Genomic DNA, 14,212 nt, shown 5'->3' on the forward strand with positions numbered 1-14,212 from the left:
GATGGTCCGTGGAGCGTCGGCGCCAGTGTAGTGACACTCGTGGGGCTGGTGGGAAAATCGTTACTTACCGTTACCCACAGTCGATAGAGGACCGAAGATGTCCTCTATCGATGGCATTCTGGGACGCATGCGGGAAACTTCGGCACGACTCCTCCGGCTGCTGTCGCTGCTCCAGACCCGAAAGGACTGGTCCGGGGCAGAACTCGCCGACCGACTCGGCATCACCCCACGCACTGTCCGGCGAGACGTGGAGAAACTCCGCGACCTCGGGTACCCCGTCGACGCGACCGTCGGGGTGGGCGGTGGCTACCAACTCGGCGCGGGCGCGGAAATGCCGCCCCTGCTCCTCGACGACGAAGAAGTCCTGGCCGTCGCACTCGGCCTGCAATCCGGCGCGACCGGGTCCGTGGTGGGCATCGGGGAGGCGTCGATGCGAGCGCTCACCAAACTCCGGCAGGTGATGCCGTCCCGGCTGCGACACCGTCTCGAGGCGCTGCAGGTCGACGTGGTCCACCGCGAGCCCGCAAAGAGCGCCGTCGACGCGCAGGTCCTGTCGGCCGTCGCCTCCGTGTGCCACAACCACGAACGACTCCGATTCGACTACAGCACCCACGACGGCACCGAGAGCCGACGGGAAGTGGAGCCGTACCGTCTCGTCCGATCCGGTCTGCGCTGGTACCTCGTCGCCTGGGACCTCACGCGCGCCGACTGGCGGTCGTTCCGCATGGACCGCCTGACACCGAAGATCCCGACGGGACCGCGGTTCGCGCCCCGCGAACTACCGCCCGGCGGCGCCGCCGAATTCGTCGCACGCGGCATCAACCGCGCCGTCACCCGGATCCGCGCACGGGTACTGCTGCACGCGTCGATCGACGAGATGGCGGCCCTGGTGCACGAAGACTGGGGAACTCTCGAAGAAATGCCCGACGGACGATGCGCAGTGGCGCTCGGCGGCGACTCCGTGCCGTCGATAGCCAACTGGCTCAGCGCATTCGGCGTCGACTTCACCGTCCTCGACCCTCCTGAGCTGCGCGAAGAGTGCCGACGGGTGGGTGAGCGTCACCGCCTCTTCGCCGACCGCTACGGTAACGCCTGACCGAGACGCCGTTCAGCCGTCACCGCGGACCGAAAATCCGTGGAACCGAACGGTCCTGCGCGGCGTCCAACCAGGTGACGACAAGGAAAGGTCGGGGTAGTCGGGGATGCAGCACACGATTGTCGAGGAGGGGCGCGCGCGGGCGCCTGCGGAGGCGGGAACAGTCGGGAAGGTGCTCGTCGGGGGCCATCTGGCGCTCGGGGGCGCGACGGTGGTGATCATGGCGTTCTCGTTGGCGTTCGTGTGCACCCTCGACAACGGAACCCAGCCGTGGACGTGGCCGAGCAGGTATTCGACGGCCTGGTTCGTCGCCACGACCATCCTCGCCACCACACTGTGGGCGCTCTTCGTCACGGGTGTGGTGATCTTCTCGTCGAGGCCCGGCGGGCGCTCGGCACGGCCACGTTCTTCGTCGCCGCTGCACTCGGAGCCGCTGCGGTGATCGGGCTGTTCGGTCCGTCGGAGAATTCCGCGCTGCAACTCTGGCTCGTCTGCGCCATGAATCTCGGGTATCAGGCCGCTCACCTGCGGTCGGCGTAGCCGGACCGAAACGAGTCAAGGCCCCACTCTGACGAGTGGGGCCTTGCTCGAACGTCATGTCCCGGCGAACCGGGAAGTCATGGCCGTTCTCAGATCAGGGTGACGCCGGTGGCCTGCGGGCCCTTGTTGCCCTGGCCGATCTCGAACGAAACGCGCTGATTCTCCTCGAGCGTGCGGAAGCCGCCGCTCTGGATCTCCGAGTAATGGACGAACACGTCAGCGCTGCCATCCTCGGGGGCGATGAAGCCGAACCCCTTCTCGGAGTTGAACCACTTCACGATGCCCTCTGCCATGTAAATCTCCTCTAACACAGTAACTTCTTCAAGCAACCGGCTCGGTTACCTGGGTCATTGAACACGACCGTCTATGACAATTCCTGTGGAGGACGTCCAAACGCTCGCAACCATCGATTTGCGAGCGTGGGAAACACAAACACAAAACTTACGACCTCCAATAGTGAACCACACATCCGGTCGGTTGTCTCCCCCGGGCCGAACTCGCGCAGGTCAGGGGATGAAATTGGCGTACACACCGGGAGCAACGGGCGCCACGATCCCGTCCGGGGCCCACGGCGCACCCTGACCGGGCAGGACGGTGACGCCCCCGTCACCGACACCACGACGGTCCCGCGGCCGGTGGGCATTCGAGCGGACGAGCGCCATCCCCGGTCGTCCCGGAACCGGCCACGCCTGACCCTGCACCGTCGAGAACGGCGGGATGCCGATGACCGTGGGATTCCCCCTGTGAGTACTTATTAACGTCCCGCGGTTAACAAGTACTCACGGCTGGGTGGCGGCGAGACGCACGAAGGCCGCCGCGTCGAGGGTCTCACCGCGGGCGGACGGTGCAATGCCGGCCTCGAGCAGTCGCCGCTCCGCCTCCGCGGGTGAACCGGCCCAACCGCTGAGCGCGGCTCGTAAAGTCTTGCGGCGCTGAGCGAACGCCGCATCGATGACGGCGAACACACGGCGGCGGTGTGCGTCGTCGACGGGCCACGGCGGTTCGGCGTACCGGTCGATGCGCACGAGACCCGACTCGACCTTCGGCACGGGCCAGAACACCGCGCGCCCGACGGCGCCCGCGCGTCGCACGGCGCCGAAGAAATTGGCCTTCACGCTCGGCACACCGTAGATCTTGCTGCCCGGGGACGCCGCCAGCCGGTCGGCGACCTCGGCCTGCACCATCACCAGAGCGGTTCGGAGACTGGGAAGTTCGGAGAACAGGTGCAGCAGCACCGGCACCGCAACGTTGTACGGCAGATTCGCGACGAGAGCCGTGGGCTCACCGGGGATCTCGGACGGCTTGACCCGCATCGCGTCCGCGCCGACCACGGTCAGCCGGTCCGCGAGTTCCGGAGCCCGGTCGGCGACGGTGACCGGGAGTCGCGCCGCGAGGTTGGGGTCGATCTCGACGGCGATCACCTTGTCGACGACATCGAGCAGCGCCAACGTGAGCGAGCCGAGCCCGGGGCCGACCTCGAGGACCGTGTCCTCGCGTCCCACGCCCGCGGTGGCGACGATGCGGCGTACCGTGTTGGCGTCGTGCACGAAGTTCTGCCCCAGCTGCTTGGTGGGGCGCACGCCGAACTCCTCGGCTAACGCGCGCACCTCGGCGGGGCCGAGCAGTGCGGCCTGACCTCGAGCGACGGGGGGTACTTCGGCTTCGGACACCAGCCGAACTTTAACGCACGCCGAGCCTGCCCGAGCACGACGGCCACGCTCCCCAGCCCTGTGTCTTCTGCGTCTGCGACGCGACGGCGATCTGCTCCTCGCGGGTGGCGAGGTCGGCGCGCGGCGCGTACTTGAGGCCGCCCTGGCGCTCCCACGTGTTCTGGTCGAACTGGACGCCGCCGAAGAATCCGTTGCCGGTGTTGATGGCCCAGTTGCCGGTGGCCTCGCACTGCGCGAGCGCGTCCCAGACCGAACCGTTCTCGACGGGCGGCACCTCGGTGCCCGGCTTCGCGCCGACGCGGATCACCTTCGGCTGCGCCGGCGTCGTGACCGTCGCGGACACCTGGTTGCGTCCGACTTCCCTGCCGTTGACGGTGTTGACCGCGAACGTGACGTCCTGGACGCCGGGCACTCCTGGGTTCTCGAGCACGGTGCGACTCTGGTTCATCGTCGGATCCTCGATGCGCTGCTCCTCCGGAGCCAGCGGCAACGTCTCGACCTTCGTCTCGGTGCGGTCACGGGTGACGGTCACGGCCATGCCGTCGGTCAGCGGAGTGTCCGCGGCCGGGACGACGGTGTCGGCCTGCTCGAGGGGCGCGCCGTGTGCGGCGAGGAACTCCCCGACCGTCGGTGCGGCCATGCGCACGTCGGTGACCGGCAGCGCGCCGTCGGCGAGCGTGACGACGAGCGGATTGAGGACGTCGAGCGCTGCACCGTCGAGCGGAAGTCGCTGCGAACGGGACGCGGACACGTGCACGTCCTCGCCGAGTTCGAACTGCTTCAGCGCGTCCTCGACGGTGAGCGCGGTGGTCCACACCGTCTTGGGCTGACCGTCCACCGTCAGGGACACTTCACGCGCGCGGCGCAGCACCACGGTGTCGCCGTCGGACAGGCTCGCGTCGCGTTCCGGTGCCACGACGTCGCGGTCGCTGATCGAGTACCCGGCGTCGGACAGGGCGGCGTCGACGTTCGTGGTCATGGTGCTCAGCGAGATCTTCTCGCCGTCCACGTCGAGGGTGACGGTCTTGTGCCGGACCACGGCCATCACTCCGCCTGCGATCAGTGTGGCGAGAAGCAGGGCCACCACGGTGTAGAGCAGCGGCGAGCGAGCCGAGTTGATCTTCGCGAAGGGCGACATCGTGTTCCTTTACTTCAGACCGTCAGCGGAGTCCGAGCTTGCTGGTGCAGGAGGGCCATGCGCCCCAGCCCTGTGCCGCCTGGACCTTCTCGGCGACGGAGATCTGCTGTTCGCGGGATGCGAGGTCGGCGCGGGCGGCGTACTGGCTTCCGCCGAACGCCTCCCAGGTGCTCTGGGTGAACTGCAGTCCGCCGAAGAATCCGTTGCCGGTGTTGATGGCCCAGTTGCCGGTGGCCTCGCAGTGCGCGATCGAATCCCAGGTGGAGGCGTTGGAGATGGCGAGTTCCTTCACACCGACCTTGACCAGTGCCGGCGCGGGCTCGCGGAGCACCTGAGAGCTGAGCTCCTGGCGTCCGGCCTCGACACCGTTGACGGTCTTCACGGATGCGGTGACGGTGCGCTCGCCGGGGACCCCGGGGTTCTCGACAACGGTCTTGCCCTTGTCGAGCGCGGGATCCTCGACGCGGTTCTCGGGCGGCGCGATGGGCAGCGTCTCGGTGCGGGTCTCGGTGCGGTCGCGGGTCACGTGGATCTCGGCGCCTTCGACGACGGGGGCGTCGGCGGGCGGAACGACGGTGTCGGCCTGCTCGAGCGGGGCGCCGTTGGCCGCGAGGAGCTCACCCACGGTGGGGGCTGCCAGTCGGACGTCCGTGAGCGGTGCGCCGCCGTCGGCCACCTTGACGAGCTTGGCGTTGACGACCTCGAGCGCGGTGCCTTCCAGCGGCAGGCGCTCGGAGCGGGACGCCGAGACGTGGACGTCGTCGGCGAGTTCGAACTGCTTCAGTGCGTCGTCGACGGTGAGGGCGGTGGTCCACACGGTCTTCGGCTGCCCGTCGACCGTGAGGTCGATCTCGCGGGCACGTCGCAGCACCACGGTGTCGCCGTCGGAGAGCGACGCGTCGGCCGCGGGGGCGACCGCGTCACGCTCGCTGACGGTGTATCCGGCGTCGTCGAGCGCGCCGCCGACGTCGGAGGCCATCGTGCCGAGCGAGATGGTCTCGCCGTCGACGTCGAGCGTGACGGTCTTGTGCCGCGCCACTGCCAGCGCACCGCCCACGACGAGCGTCGCGAGCAGTGCCGCGACGACTACGTAGAGAAGGGGCGATTTGGCGTTGTTGATTCTGGCTAAAGGCGACACATGAAATCCCAAGGCTGACGAAGGTTTGATCACGGTACGGTAACGAATCGGCGATGGTCTGGCAACTTTGCCGCTACGACCTGCGTGCGAGATCACGAAAAGGTTGAGATCGGGGACAGTTTTCACTTCACCGCGAAGGATTGCTTCTGGTCCGGACCACGCGCGAAACGCAGTATCTTGCGACATGCACCAAGAAGCCCGGAAGCGACCGGGCACTACTGACTGAGAAAGCTGGGGTTCCGTGCGCAGCAGATCCGATCGACTTCTGAGACTCGTCAGACGTCCGAGAGTGCCCGCGGTGATCGCCGCGCTGACGCTGCTCGTCACACTCGTCGCGCCCGGCCTCGCCGGCGCACAAGAGCCCGCACCGGGCAACAACTACACGATCGCCACCGACATCACGTTCGCCCCGTTCGAGTTCCAGGACGAGAGCGGCAAGCTCGTCGGAATCGACATGGACCTTCTCGCCGCCATCGCCGAGGACCAGGGGTTCACCTACCAGGTCAACCCCGTCGGATTCGACGCCGCACTCCAGGCGGTCACCGGCGGTCAAGCCAACGGCATGATCGCCGGCATGTCGATCACCGACGCCCGCAAGGCGACGTTCGACTTCTCCGATCCGTACTTCGAGTCGGGCGTGCAGATGGGCGTGCTCGAGAGCAACGACTCGGTCACCTCGTACGAGGACCTGCGCGGCAAGTCCGTCGCGGTCAAGAACGGCACCGAGGGCGCCACGTACGCGGAGTCCATCAAGGACCAGTACGGCTTCACCACCAAGTACTTCGCCGACTCGTCGAGCATGTTCGACGAGGTCCGCACGGGTAACTCAGCGGCCGTGTTCGAGGACTACCCCGTCCTCGCCTACGGCATCAAGCAGGGCAACGGCTTCAAGACGGTCACCGACAAGGTCCCCGGCGCCAGCTACGGGTTCGCCGTCGCGAAGGGCCAGAACGCTCAGCTCCTGCAAGAGTTCAACACCGGGCTCGCCAACCTGAAGGCCAGCGGCCAGTACGACGAGATTCTCGACACCTACCTCAACTCGGACGCATCCGACGACGACAACTCGATCCTGGGCCTGATCAAGAGCACCTACCCGCTGCTGCTCGAGGGCCTGTGGCTCACGATCGTCCTGACCGTGGTCTCGATCGCCATCGCGCTCGTCCTCGGCGCGATCTTCGGATTGTTCCGGGTATCGACCAACATCGTCCTGCGCGGTATCGGCACCACCTACGTCGACGTGTTCCGCGGCACCCCGCTGCTGGTGCAGGCGTTCTTCATCTACTTCGGCATCCCGGCGGCGCTGGACTTCCAGATGTCGGCGTTCACGGCGGGCATCATCACGCTGAGCCTCAACGCAGGCGCGTACATGGCCGAGATCGTGCGCGGCGGCATCCTGTCCGTCGACAAGGGCCAGATGGAAGCGTCGCGGAGCCTCGGCATCAGCTACCTGAAGTCGATGCAGAAGGTCGTGATGCCGCAGGCCGTGCGGACGATGATCCCCTCGTACATCAACCAGTTCGTGATCACGCTGAAGGACACGTCGATCCTGTCCGTGATCGGGCTCGCCGAGCTCACTCAGACCGGGCGGATCATCATCGCCCGCAACTTCCAGTCCTTCAACATGTGGCTGATCATCGGCGTGATGTATTTCATCATCATCATGGCGTTGACGAAGCTGTCGAACCGGCTCGAGAAGAGGATCAACAAGTGACCGAGACACCGGTGACAGAGAACAAGGCCGAGACCGCCGACCCGAAGATCCGGGTGAAGGGCCTGAAGAAGTCGTTCGGCGACAACGAGGTCCTCAAGGGCCTCGACGTCGACATCGCGAGCGGTGAAGTGGTCTGCGTGATCGGGCCGTCGGGCTCCGGCAAGAGCACGTTCCTGCGCTGCCTCAACCGGCTCGAGGACATCACGGACGGCAAGGTCGTGGTCGACGGGTTCGACGTGAGCGACAAGAAGATCGACATCGACCGGGTGCGTCAGCACATCGGTATGGTCTTCCAGCACTTCAACCTGTTCCCGCACATGACCGCGATCGAGAACGTGATGCTCGCGCCCGTGCAGACCAAGCGGGCCTCCAAGGACGAGGCGCGGGCGACGGCGGTCCGGCTGCTCGAGCAGGTCGGGTTGGCGGAGAAGGCGGACGCGAAACCGGCGAACCTGTCCGGTGGGCAGAAGCAGCGCGTCGCGATCGCGCGGGCCCTGGCGATGAACCCGGACATCATGCTGTTCGACGAGGCGACCAGCGCTCTGGACCCCGAGATGGTGGGTGAGGTACTGCAGGTTCTGCGCGACCTCGCGAAGGGTGGCATGACGATGGTCGTGGTCACGCACGAGATGGGCTTCGCCCGCGAGGTGTCCGACCGGGTGATCTTCATGGCCGACGGTTACGTGGTGGAGGAGGGAACGCCGGAGCAGATCTTCGGCGACCCGCAGCAGTCCCGCACCCAGGACTTCCTGAACAAGGTCCTCTGACACGTGAGTGGCGAAGCGTGCCGGGGGACGCTTCGCCACTCACATGGGGTCAGACGGTGGCGCGTTCCTTCGAGGCCCACGGCACCTTGTGGCCGAGCAGTCCGTCGACGCCGAACCGGCCCGATCCGACGACGGCGAGCAGCAGCGAGCCGACGCCGAGCGCCAGCACCAGCTCGTAGCCGCCCTCGCTGGCGAAGATTCCCTTGTCGACGTGCACGAGGAAGAAGGCGCCGACCATGTCGAGGAAGAGCAGGATGCCGAAGATCGGGACGGCCGCCCCGACGATGAGTGCGATTCCGCCGATCAGCTCGATCCACGTCGCGAGGAACGCCGAGATGCCGGGAAGCGGAACTCCCATGGCCTCGAAGCCGGCGGTCGTGGCGTCGAGTCCGTTGGTGAAGGCCTTCTGCCAGCCGTGGGCGAGGAAGATGATGCCGATGCCCACGCGGGCGACGAGGATTCCCAGGCTTCGAACTGCGGGGTTGTTCATGGATGTGCCTTTCATCGTGGTGTCCCCGCGCGACCGGGACGACCGTTAGTTGAACAAGCAACGATCCTAAATTGTCTAACTTGAAACTTCAACATAGGGCCTTCGGCCCCGTGCGCGCTCGACGAGTCCAGGGACTCGCTAACCACTCACGGGCCGGAGGCCGTACACGCGCTCGGCGGTCGCGGTGGACGCCTTCGCCAAGTCGTCCGGATCCTCGCCACGGATCTCGGCGAGCGCCCGGACCGTGTACGGGAGGCAGTACGGCTCGTTGGGAGCGCCCCGGAACGGGTGCGGGGTGAGGAACGGCGCATCCGTCTCGACAATCAGCTGATCCGACGGCACCAGCGGGGCCGCTTCCCGCAAGGCCTTCGCGTTCTTGAAGCTGACGGTGCCGGAGAAGCTGAGGACGTAACCGGCGTCGACGCACTCGCGCGCCATCTCGGCGTCCGAGGAGAAGCAGTGGAAGATCACCGTCTCCGGCGCACCCTCCTCGCGCAGCACCTGCAGCAGCGCCTGGTCGGCCTCCCGGTTGTGGATCATCAGCGTCTTGCCGAGCCGCTTCGCGAGGTCGATGTGCCAGCGGAAGCCCTCGGTCTGTTCGGGGACCGTGGCGCAGCCGTCGAGTTTCCCGGGCCAGTAGAAGTCGAGTCCCGTCTCCCCCACCGCGACCACCCGGGGATCGCCGGCCAGTCGCTCGATCTCCGCCCGGGTCGCGTCGTCGAGCACGTTCGCCCGGGTCGGGTGGATGGCCACCGCCGCGTAGACGCGGGGATCCCAGTGCGCCGCGTCGACGGCGAACTGCGCGGCCGCCAGGTCGTCGGCCACCGTGACCACCCGCTCCACCCCGACCGCGGCGGCCCGGTCGACGATCGCCGTGACGCTCGCTGCGTCCGAGGCACCACACGCGTCGAGGTGGGTGTGCGAGTCGACGAGCGGGAACAGCGGCGCAGGGGCTTCCGGGGCGGGACGGTCTTTGCTCATGCGGACATTGTCGACGCCGCCGCCGCACGTGTCACATGCGGTACTTTCTCCCGGACGGGGAGGGAGCCGTGTCCATGACTTCGAGCTCGATGAACGGCCGCGTGATCGCAGTGACCGGTGGTGCGAGGGGAATCGGGCGGGAGATCGCCCGACAGCTGGCGCTGGCCGGCGCCCGGGTCGCGATCGGCGACGTCGACGGCGCCGCCGCCCGAAGGACGGCGGACGAACTCGGCCGGGCGGGCGGGACGGTGGAGGGTCTCGAACTGGACGTCACCGACACCGCGTCGTTCGCGGCATTCCTCACGGCCGTCGAGGATCACTGGGGCCCGATCGACGTACTCGTCAACAACGCGGGCGTGATGTGGGTCGGGAGGTTCGACGAGGAACCCGAGTCCGCGACGGATCGGCAGCTCGCCGTGAACCTGCACGGCGTCATCCGCGGGGTGAGACTGGCGGCGCCGGCCATGCGTGCGCGCGGCCGCGGCCAGATCGTCACGGTGGCGTCGCTGGCGTCGAAGGTCGCACCACCCGGCGAGTCGACGTATGCCGCGACGAAACACGGCGTGCTCGGCTACCTGACCGGTGTCCGCGAGGAGCTCCGCGGGTCGGGCGTGCAGATCTCGGTGATCATGCCCGGTGTCGTCGACACCGAACTCGCGGCCGGCACCGCGACGGGCGCAGCAAAACTGCTGACACCGGCCGACGTCGCGAAGACCGTCGTCGCGGTGATCCACCGCCCCCGGTTCGAGGTCACCATCCCCCGGTACGTCGGTCCGCTGGCGCGCCTCGTCACCGTCTTTCCGCAGTTCGCCCGCGACTTCGCGATCCGCCGGATGGTCCCCGACCAGGTCAGGTCCACGAACAAGTCGGCCCGCGCGGCGTACGAGTCACGCACCGTCATCGACGAGGACGGCGCCGGACCGGCCTAGAACCCGAATCTGCGCGTCACGAAACGGCGGCGCGCAGATAGAGTGGTCGCACCATGAATGCTGCTGATTCCACCGCCTCGCGGCCACCTTTCTATCTGACGACGGCGATCGCGTACCCGAACGGCGTTCCGCACATCGGCCACGCCTACGAGTACATCTCCTCCGACGCCCTCGCACGCTTCAAGCGTCTGGACGGGTTCGACGTCTACTTCATGACGGGAACCGACGAGCACGGCCTGAAGATGCAGCAGACGGCGGCCAAGGAAGGCATCGACGTCCGTGAGCTCGCCGCGCGGAACTCGGACGTGTTCGAGGCCATGGACAAGACGTTGAACATCTCCTTCGACCGGTTCATCCGCACCACGGATGCCGATCACGAAGAAGCCAGCAAGGCGATCTGGCGGAGGATGCTCGACAACGGCGACATCTACCTCGACACGTACTCGGGCTGGTACTCGGTCCGCGACGAGGCGTTCTACACCGAGGCCGAGACCACCCTGCAGGACGACGGTTCACGCCTGTCCACCGAGACGGGCACCCCGGTCGAGTGGACGGAGGAGTCCACGTACTTCTTCAAGCTGTCCGAGTACCAGGACAAGCTGCTCCGGCTGTACGAGGAGAACCCCGACTTCATCGCGCCCGCGACGCGGCGCAACGAGATCGTCAGCTTCGTCAAGGGCGGACTGAAGGACCTGTCGATCTCCCGCACGACGTTCGACTGGGGCGTTCCGGTCCCCGACCATCCCGAGCACGTGATGTACGTGTGGGTGGACGCGCTCACCAACTACCTGACCGGCGCCGGATACCCCGATACCGACTCCGAGCAGTTCGGCAAGTTCTGGCCGGCGAACCTGCACATCATCGGCAAGGACATCACCCGGTTCCACACCGTCTACTGGCCGGCGTTCCTGATGTCGGCGGGAATCGAATTGCCGAAGCGCGTCTTCGTGCACGGATTCCTCTACAACAAGGGCGAGAAGATGTCGAAGTCGGTCGGCAACGTCGTCGACCCCGTCGCCATGGTGGAGCAGTACGGCCTCGACGCCGTGCGCTTCTTCCTGCTCCGCGAGATCTCCTACGGCCAGGACGGCAGCTACAGCCACGAGGCCATCGTCACCCGGATCAACGCCGACCTGGCGAACGAGCTCGGCAACCTCGCGCAGCGGTCGCTGTCGATGGTCGCGAAGAACTGCGACGCCCAGGTCCCGACCCCCGGCGAGCTGACCGAGGACGACGCGGCGATGCTCGCGCAGGCGGATGCGCTGCTCGAGCGGGTTCGCGCCGAATACGACGTCCAGGCACTGCATCTCGCGCTGGAGGCGATCTGGTCGGTTCTCGGCGAGACCAACCGGTACTTCTCCAAGCAGGAGCCCTGGGTTCTGCGGAAGACGGATCCGGAGCGGATGGCGACGGTGCTGTACGTGACGCTCGAGGTGGTGCGGATCGTCGGCATCCTCGTGCAGCCGGTGATGCCGGACGCCGCAGAGAAGATCCTCGACCTCCTGGGCCAGAAGGCCGATGCGCGGCAGTTCAGCGACCTTTCGACGCGCATCGTGGCGGGCACCCCGTTGCCGGCGCCGTCGGGCGTGTTCCCGCGTTACGTGGAGGACTGATCCGTGCGGGTCCGTTGTTGTCGGACCCCGCATGCAGACTCTCCCCATGACGCCGAATAGAACATACATTCGATCTCCTCACGGTGGATTCGGGAACGGAGCGCGCGTGTTCGACGACGAAGTGAGCCCTCAGGCCGCCGCGGCAGTCCACACCCTGATGGGTGAGTTGTCGGCCGCGTACGAGCGTGGGTGGCAGCCGGCCGACGTCGTGCATCTGGCGCGGAGATCGAAGGAGCCGTCCGACGCGGCGCTGGCGGCGGCCCTGGTGCTGCACGAGGCGGAGCGCACGCGGGCCGCGCACCGGGCGCCGCGGGACTGGGTGGAGCAACTCCGCACCATCGGCGAGCAGTACCCGGGCGCCTCGCACCTGGCGGGGCGGGTGCCGGTCGACGGTCCCGACGTTCGGGCGCTGGCGGCCGGGCTGCTGTTCGAAGACCCGTACCACTCCGTCTACCAGCTCACCGACCTGTCGCTGACGTGGACGAATCTGCCCGGCTGGACGGTGCTCGCTCCCCCGCCGTCGACGTGGCCCGTCGTGCGGGTCGCCGACCCGGCCGTGGCCGTGCCGGGTGAGACCGAGGCCGACGCGAAGGTGCTCAACAGGATCCGCGGGCTGCTCGCGAAGGCCGAGGCCACCGAGTTCGCGGAGGAGGCGGAGATCTTCACCGCGAAGGCGCAGGAATTGATGACGCGCTACGCGATCAACGCCGCTCTCCTCCACACCCAGAACGGGGTGGGCAATACGGCGGTACACAGTCGCCGCATCCACCTGGAGAATCCGTACGTCAAGGAGAAGGTGCACCTCCTCACCGAGATCGGTGACTCCAACCGGGTACGCACCGTGTGGTTCAGCTCCCTCGCCATCGCAACCGTGGTCGGAACCCCCCTCGACCTGCAACAGGTCGACATGCTGTTCACCTCGCTGCTCGTGCAGGCGACGCGCGCAATGCAATTCGCGGACGCCGACAGTCGCAGTGGTTCACGCACCACGTCGTTCCGGAAGGGTTTCCTCGCGGGCTTCGCCAGCCGCATCGGGCAGCGGTTGCGCGATGCCGACAGCCGGGCCACGGCCGAGGCCGCCGACGAGGCGTCGATCCCGGTCGACGATCTGCTGCCGATTCTGGCCACCAAGTCCGAGGCCGTCGACGCCGAGTTCGACCGCCTGTTTCCGCGTACCAAAAAGGCGCGCGGCAGGGCCGTCGACGCCAACGGCTGGTACGCCGGACAGGCCGCCGCCGACGACGCGTCGCTGGCTCCCGGGGAGCGTGCCCTCCGGCGGTAGCGCTCGCAGGCCGACTAGTCCTTCCGGGAGGCCAGCACCGTTTCGTAGAGCTCCCGCTTCGACACGCCGGTGGTGGCGACGAGCGCGCACGCATCCTTGAGCCGGGTGCCGTCCGCGACGAGTCGCTCCACCTCGTCGACGAGGTCGGCGGGATCGGACGCGACGAGGGTGGCTCCCTCCACCACCACCGTGATCTCGCCGCGGACGCCCTCGGCGGCCCACTCGGCGAGTTCGGCGAGGGTGCCGCGGCGGACCTCCTCGTACGTCTTGGTCAGTTCGCGGCAGACGGCGGCGCGGCGGGTTCCGCCGAGCACCTCGACCGCGTCCGCCAGGCAGTCGGCGAGCCGGTGCGGTGCCTCGAAGAACACGCACGCGCGTTGCTCGGCGATCAGGGCCTGCAACCACGTCTTGCGCTGGCCCTGCTTCCGGGGCGGGAAGCCGTCGAAGCAGAATCGTTCGACGGGCAGCCCGGACAGCGCGAGCGCCGTCGTCACCGCCGACGGTCCGGGCAGGCACGTCACCGCCAGGTCTTCGGCCACGCACGCCGACACCAGCCGGTACCCGGGGTCGCTGACGGAGGGCATGCCGGCGTCGGTGACGAGGAGAACGGTCTTGCCGGATGCGACGTCGGCGACGAGTGCGGGCAGCCGGGCCGTCTCGACCTGGTCGTAGAAGCTGACGACCTTGCCGGTGATCGTCACGTCGAGAGCGGAGGCGAGGGCTTTGGTGCGGCGGGTGTCCTCGGCGGCGACGACGTCGGCCGTCCCGAGCGCCGTACGCAGCCTCGGCGAGGCGTCACCCACGTCCCCCATCGGTGTTGCGGCGAGCACTAGGCGACCAGTCATGACCCACAGCCT

The 14,212-nt window shown here is 67.5% G+C and carries 15 protein-coding genes; 7 read left to right on the plus strand and 8 right to left on the minus strand.

The window, feature by feature from the left end; translation table 11 throughout:
* Nucleotides 1-127 precede the first annotated feature (127 nt).
* Nucleotides 128-1,096: a helix-turn-helix transcriptional regulator gene (locus QM841_RS07685; RefSeq protein WP_283331602.1), complete on the plus strand. Its 969-nt coding sequence runs from the start codon at nucleotides 128-130 to the stop codon at nucleotides 1,094-1,096.
* 106 nt (nucleotides 1,097-1,202) lie between these two features.
* Nucleotides 1,203-1,538: a hypothetical protein gene (locus QM841_RS07690; protein WP_283331498.1), complete on the plus strand. Its 336-nt coding sequence runs from the start codon at nucleotides 1,203-1,205 to the stop codon at nucleotides 1,536-1,538.
* A gap of 187 nt (nucleotides 1,539-1,725) precedes the next feature.
* Here the strand turns inward: QM841_RS07690 and QM841_RS07695 are convergent, their stop codons facing one another.
* The 5 genes from QM841_RS07695 to QM841_RS07715 form a co-directional block, all read right to left on the minus strand.
* Complete coding sequence (locus tag QM841_RS07695; protein ID WP_005255446.1) at nucleotides 1,726-1,929, minus strand: cold-shock protein; 204 nt, start codon at nucleotides 1,927-1,929, stop codon at nucleotides 1,726-1,728.
* Between the two features lie 213 nt (nucleotides 1,930-2,142).
* The gene (locus QM841_RS07700) at nucleotides 2,143-2,298 is read right to left on the minus strand and encodes a hypothetical protein (RefSeq protein WP_283331499.1); all 156 of its coding nucleotides are present in this window, start codon (nucleotides 2,296-2,298) and stop codon (nucleotides 2,143-2,145) included.
* A gap of 117 nt (nucleotides 2,299-2,415) precedes the next feature.
* A complete protein-coding gene (gene rsmA / locus QM841_RS07705) occupies nucleotides 2,416-3,306 on the minus strand; it encodes a 16S rRNA (adenine(1518)-N(6)/adenine(1519)-N(6))-dimethyltransferase RsmA (RefSeq protein WP_283331500.1) in 891 nt (296 codons plus the stop codon).
* Nucleotides 3,307-3,316: 10 nt separating this feature from the next.
* The gene (locus QM841_RS07710; RefSeq protein WP_280781380.1) at nucleotides 3,317-4,444 is read right to left on the minus strand and encodes a resuscitation-promoting factor; all 1,128 of its coding nucleotides are present in this window, start codon (nucleotides 4,442-4,444) and stop codon (nucleotides 3,317-3,319) included.
* A 22-nt stretch (nucleotides 4,445-4,466) separates the two neighbouring features.
* Complete coding sequence (locus QM841_RS07715) at nucleotides 4,467-5,582, minus strand: resuscitation-promoting factor (protein WP_280781379.1); 1,116 nt, start codon at nucleotides 5,580-5,582, stop codon at nucleotides 4,467-4,469.
* A 241-nt stretch (nucleotides 5,583-5,823) separates the two neighbouring features.
* Here QM841_RS07715 and QM841_RS07720 point away from each other — a divergent pair, with 241 nt between their 5' ends.
* A complete protein-coding gene (locus QM841_RS07720) occupies nucleotides 5,824-7,293 on the plus strand; it encodes an amino acid ABC transporter substrate-binding protein/permease (protein ID WP_491932400.1) in 1,470 nt (489 codons plus the stop codon).
* Nucleotides 7,290-8,060, plus strand: coding sequence for an amino acid ABC transporter ATP-binding protein (locus tag QM841_RS07725; protein WP_202714949.1), 771 nt, complete (start codon nucleotides 7,290-7,292; stop codon nucleotides 8,058-8,060). The genes QM841_RS07720 and QM841_RS07725 overlap by 4 nt, the downstream gene beginning before the upstream one ends.
* A gap of 49 nt (nucleotides 8,061-8,109) precedes the next feature.
* On the opposite strand, the gene QM841_RS07730 is transcribed toward QM841_RS07725, so the two are convergent.
* Nucleotides 8,110-8,550, minus strand: a complete 441-nt coding sequence (locus tag QM841_RS07730; protein WP_280781608.1) for a DoxX family protein — start codon at nucleotides 8,548-8,550, stop codon at nucleotides 8,110-8,112.
* A 138-nt stretch (nucleotides 8,551-8,688) separates the two neighbouring features.
* Entirely contained in the window at nucleotides 8,689-9,531 is an 843-nt protein-coding gene (locus QM841_RS07735; protein WP_005255429.1) for a TatD family hydrolase, read from the minus strand.
* A gap of 35 nt (nucleotides 9,532-9,566) precedes the next feature.
* Between QM841_RS07735 and QM841_RS07740 the strand changes: the two genes are divergently transcribed.
* The 3 genes from QM841_RS07740 to QM841_RS07750 are packed head-to-tail and all read left to right on the plus strand — an operon-like array spanning nucleotide 9,567 to nucleotide 13,355.
* A complete protein-coding gene (locus QM841_RS07740) occupies nucleotides 9,567-10,460 on the plus strand; it encodes an SDR family oxidoreductase (protein WP_283331502.1) in 894 nt (297 codons plus the stop codon).
* A 53-nt stretch (nucleotides 10,461-10,513) separates the two neighbouring features.
* Complete coding sequence (gene metG / locus QM841_RS07745; protein WP_280781376.1) at nucleotides 10,514-12,073, plus strand: methionine--tRNA ligase; 1,560 nt, start codon at nucleotides 10,514-10,516, stop codon at nucleotides 12,071-12,073.
* A 46-nt stretch (nucleotides 12,074-12,119) separates the two neighbouring features.
* A complete protein-coding gene (locus QM841_RS07750) occupies nucleotides 12,120-13,355 on the plus strand; it encodes a DUF2786 domain-containing protein (RefSeq protein ID WP_502943234.1) in 1,236 nt (411 codons plus the stop codon).
* Between the two features lie 14 nt (nucleotides 13,356-13,369).
* On the opposite strand, the gene rsmI is transcribed toward QM841_RS07750, so the two are convergent.
* Nucleotides 13,370-14,200: a 16S rRNA (cytidine(1402)-2'-O)-methyltransferase gene (gene rsmI, locus QM841_RS07755; RefSeq protein WP_283331504.1), complete on the minus strand. Its 831-nt coding sequence runs from the start codon at nucleotides 14,198-14,200 to the stop codon at nucleotides 13,370-13,372.
* Nucleotides 14,201-14,212 lie beyond the last annotated feature (12 nt).

It is taken from the genome of Rhodococcus sp. IEGM 1307 (assembly GCF_030056915.1).
GTDB classification, from domain to species: domain Bacteria; phylum Actinomycetota; class Actinomycetes; order Mycobacteriales; family Mycobacteriaceae; genus Rhodococcus_F; species Rhodococcus_F opacus_D.

Coding starts and splice junctions, on each gene's coding strand:
- QM841_RS07685 (WP_283331602.1), top strand. CDS start 128: ATGCGGGAAACTTCGGCACGACTCCTCCGGCTGCTGTCGCTGCTCCAG.
- QM841_RS07690 (WP_283331498.1), top strand. CDS start 1,203: ATGCAGCACACGATTGTCGAGGAGGGGCGCGCGCGGGCGCCTGCGGAG.
- QM841_RS07695 (WP_005255446.1), bottom strand. CDS start 1,929: ATGGCAGAGGGCATCGTGAAGTGGTTCAACTCCGAGAAGGGGTTCGGC.
- QM841_RS07700 (WP_283331499.1), bottom strand. CDS start 2,298: ATGGCGCTCGTCCGCTCGAATGCCCACCGGCCGCGGGACCGTCGTGGT.
- QM841_RS07710 (WP_280781380.1), bottom strand. CDS start 4,444: ATGTCGCCCTTCGCGAAGATCAACTCGGCTCGCTCGCCGCTGCTCTAC.
- QM841_RS07730 (WP_280781608.1), bottom strand. CDS start 8,550: ATGAACAACCCCGCAGTTCGAAGCCTGGGAATCCTCGTCGCCCGCGTG.
- QM841_RS07735 (WP_005255429.1), bottom strand. CDS start 9,531: ATGAGCAAAGACCGTCCCGCCCCGGAAGCCCCTGCGCCGCTGTTCCCG.
- QM841_RS07740 (WP_283331502.1), top strand. CDS start 9,567: ATGCGGTACTTTCTCCCGGACGGGGAGGGAGCCGTGTCCATGACTTCG.
- metG (WP_280781376.1), top strand. CDS start 10,514: ATGAATGCTGCTGATTCCACCGCCTCGCGGCCACCTTTCTATCTGACG.
- QM841_RS07750 (WP_502943234.1), top strand. CDS start 12,120: ATGACGCCGAATAGAACATACATTCGATCTCCTCACGGTGGATTCGGG.
- rsmI (WP_283331504.1), bottom strand. CDS start 14,200: ATGACTGGTCGCCTAGTGCTCGCCGCAACACCGATGGGGGACGTGGGT.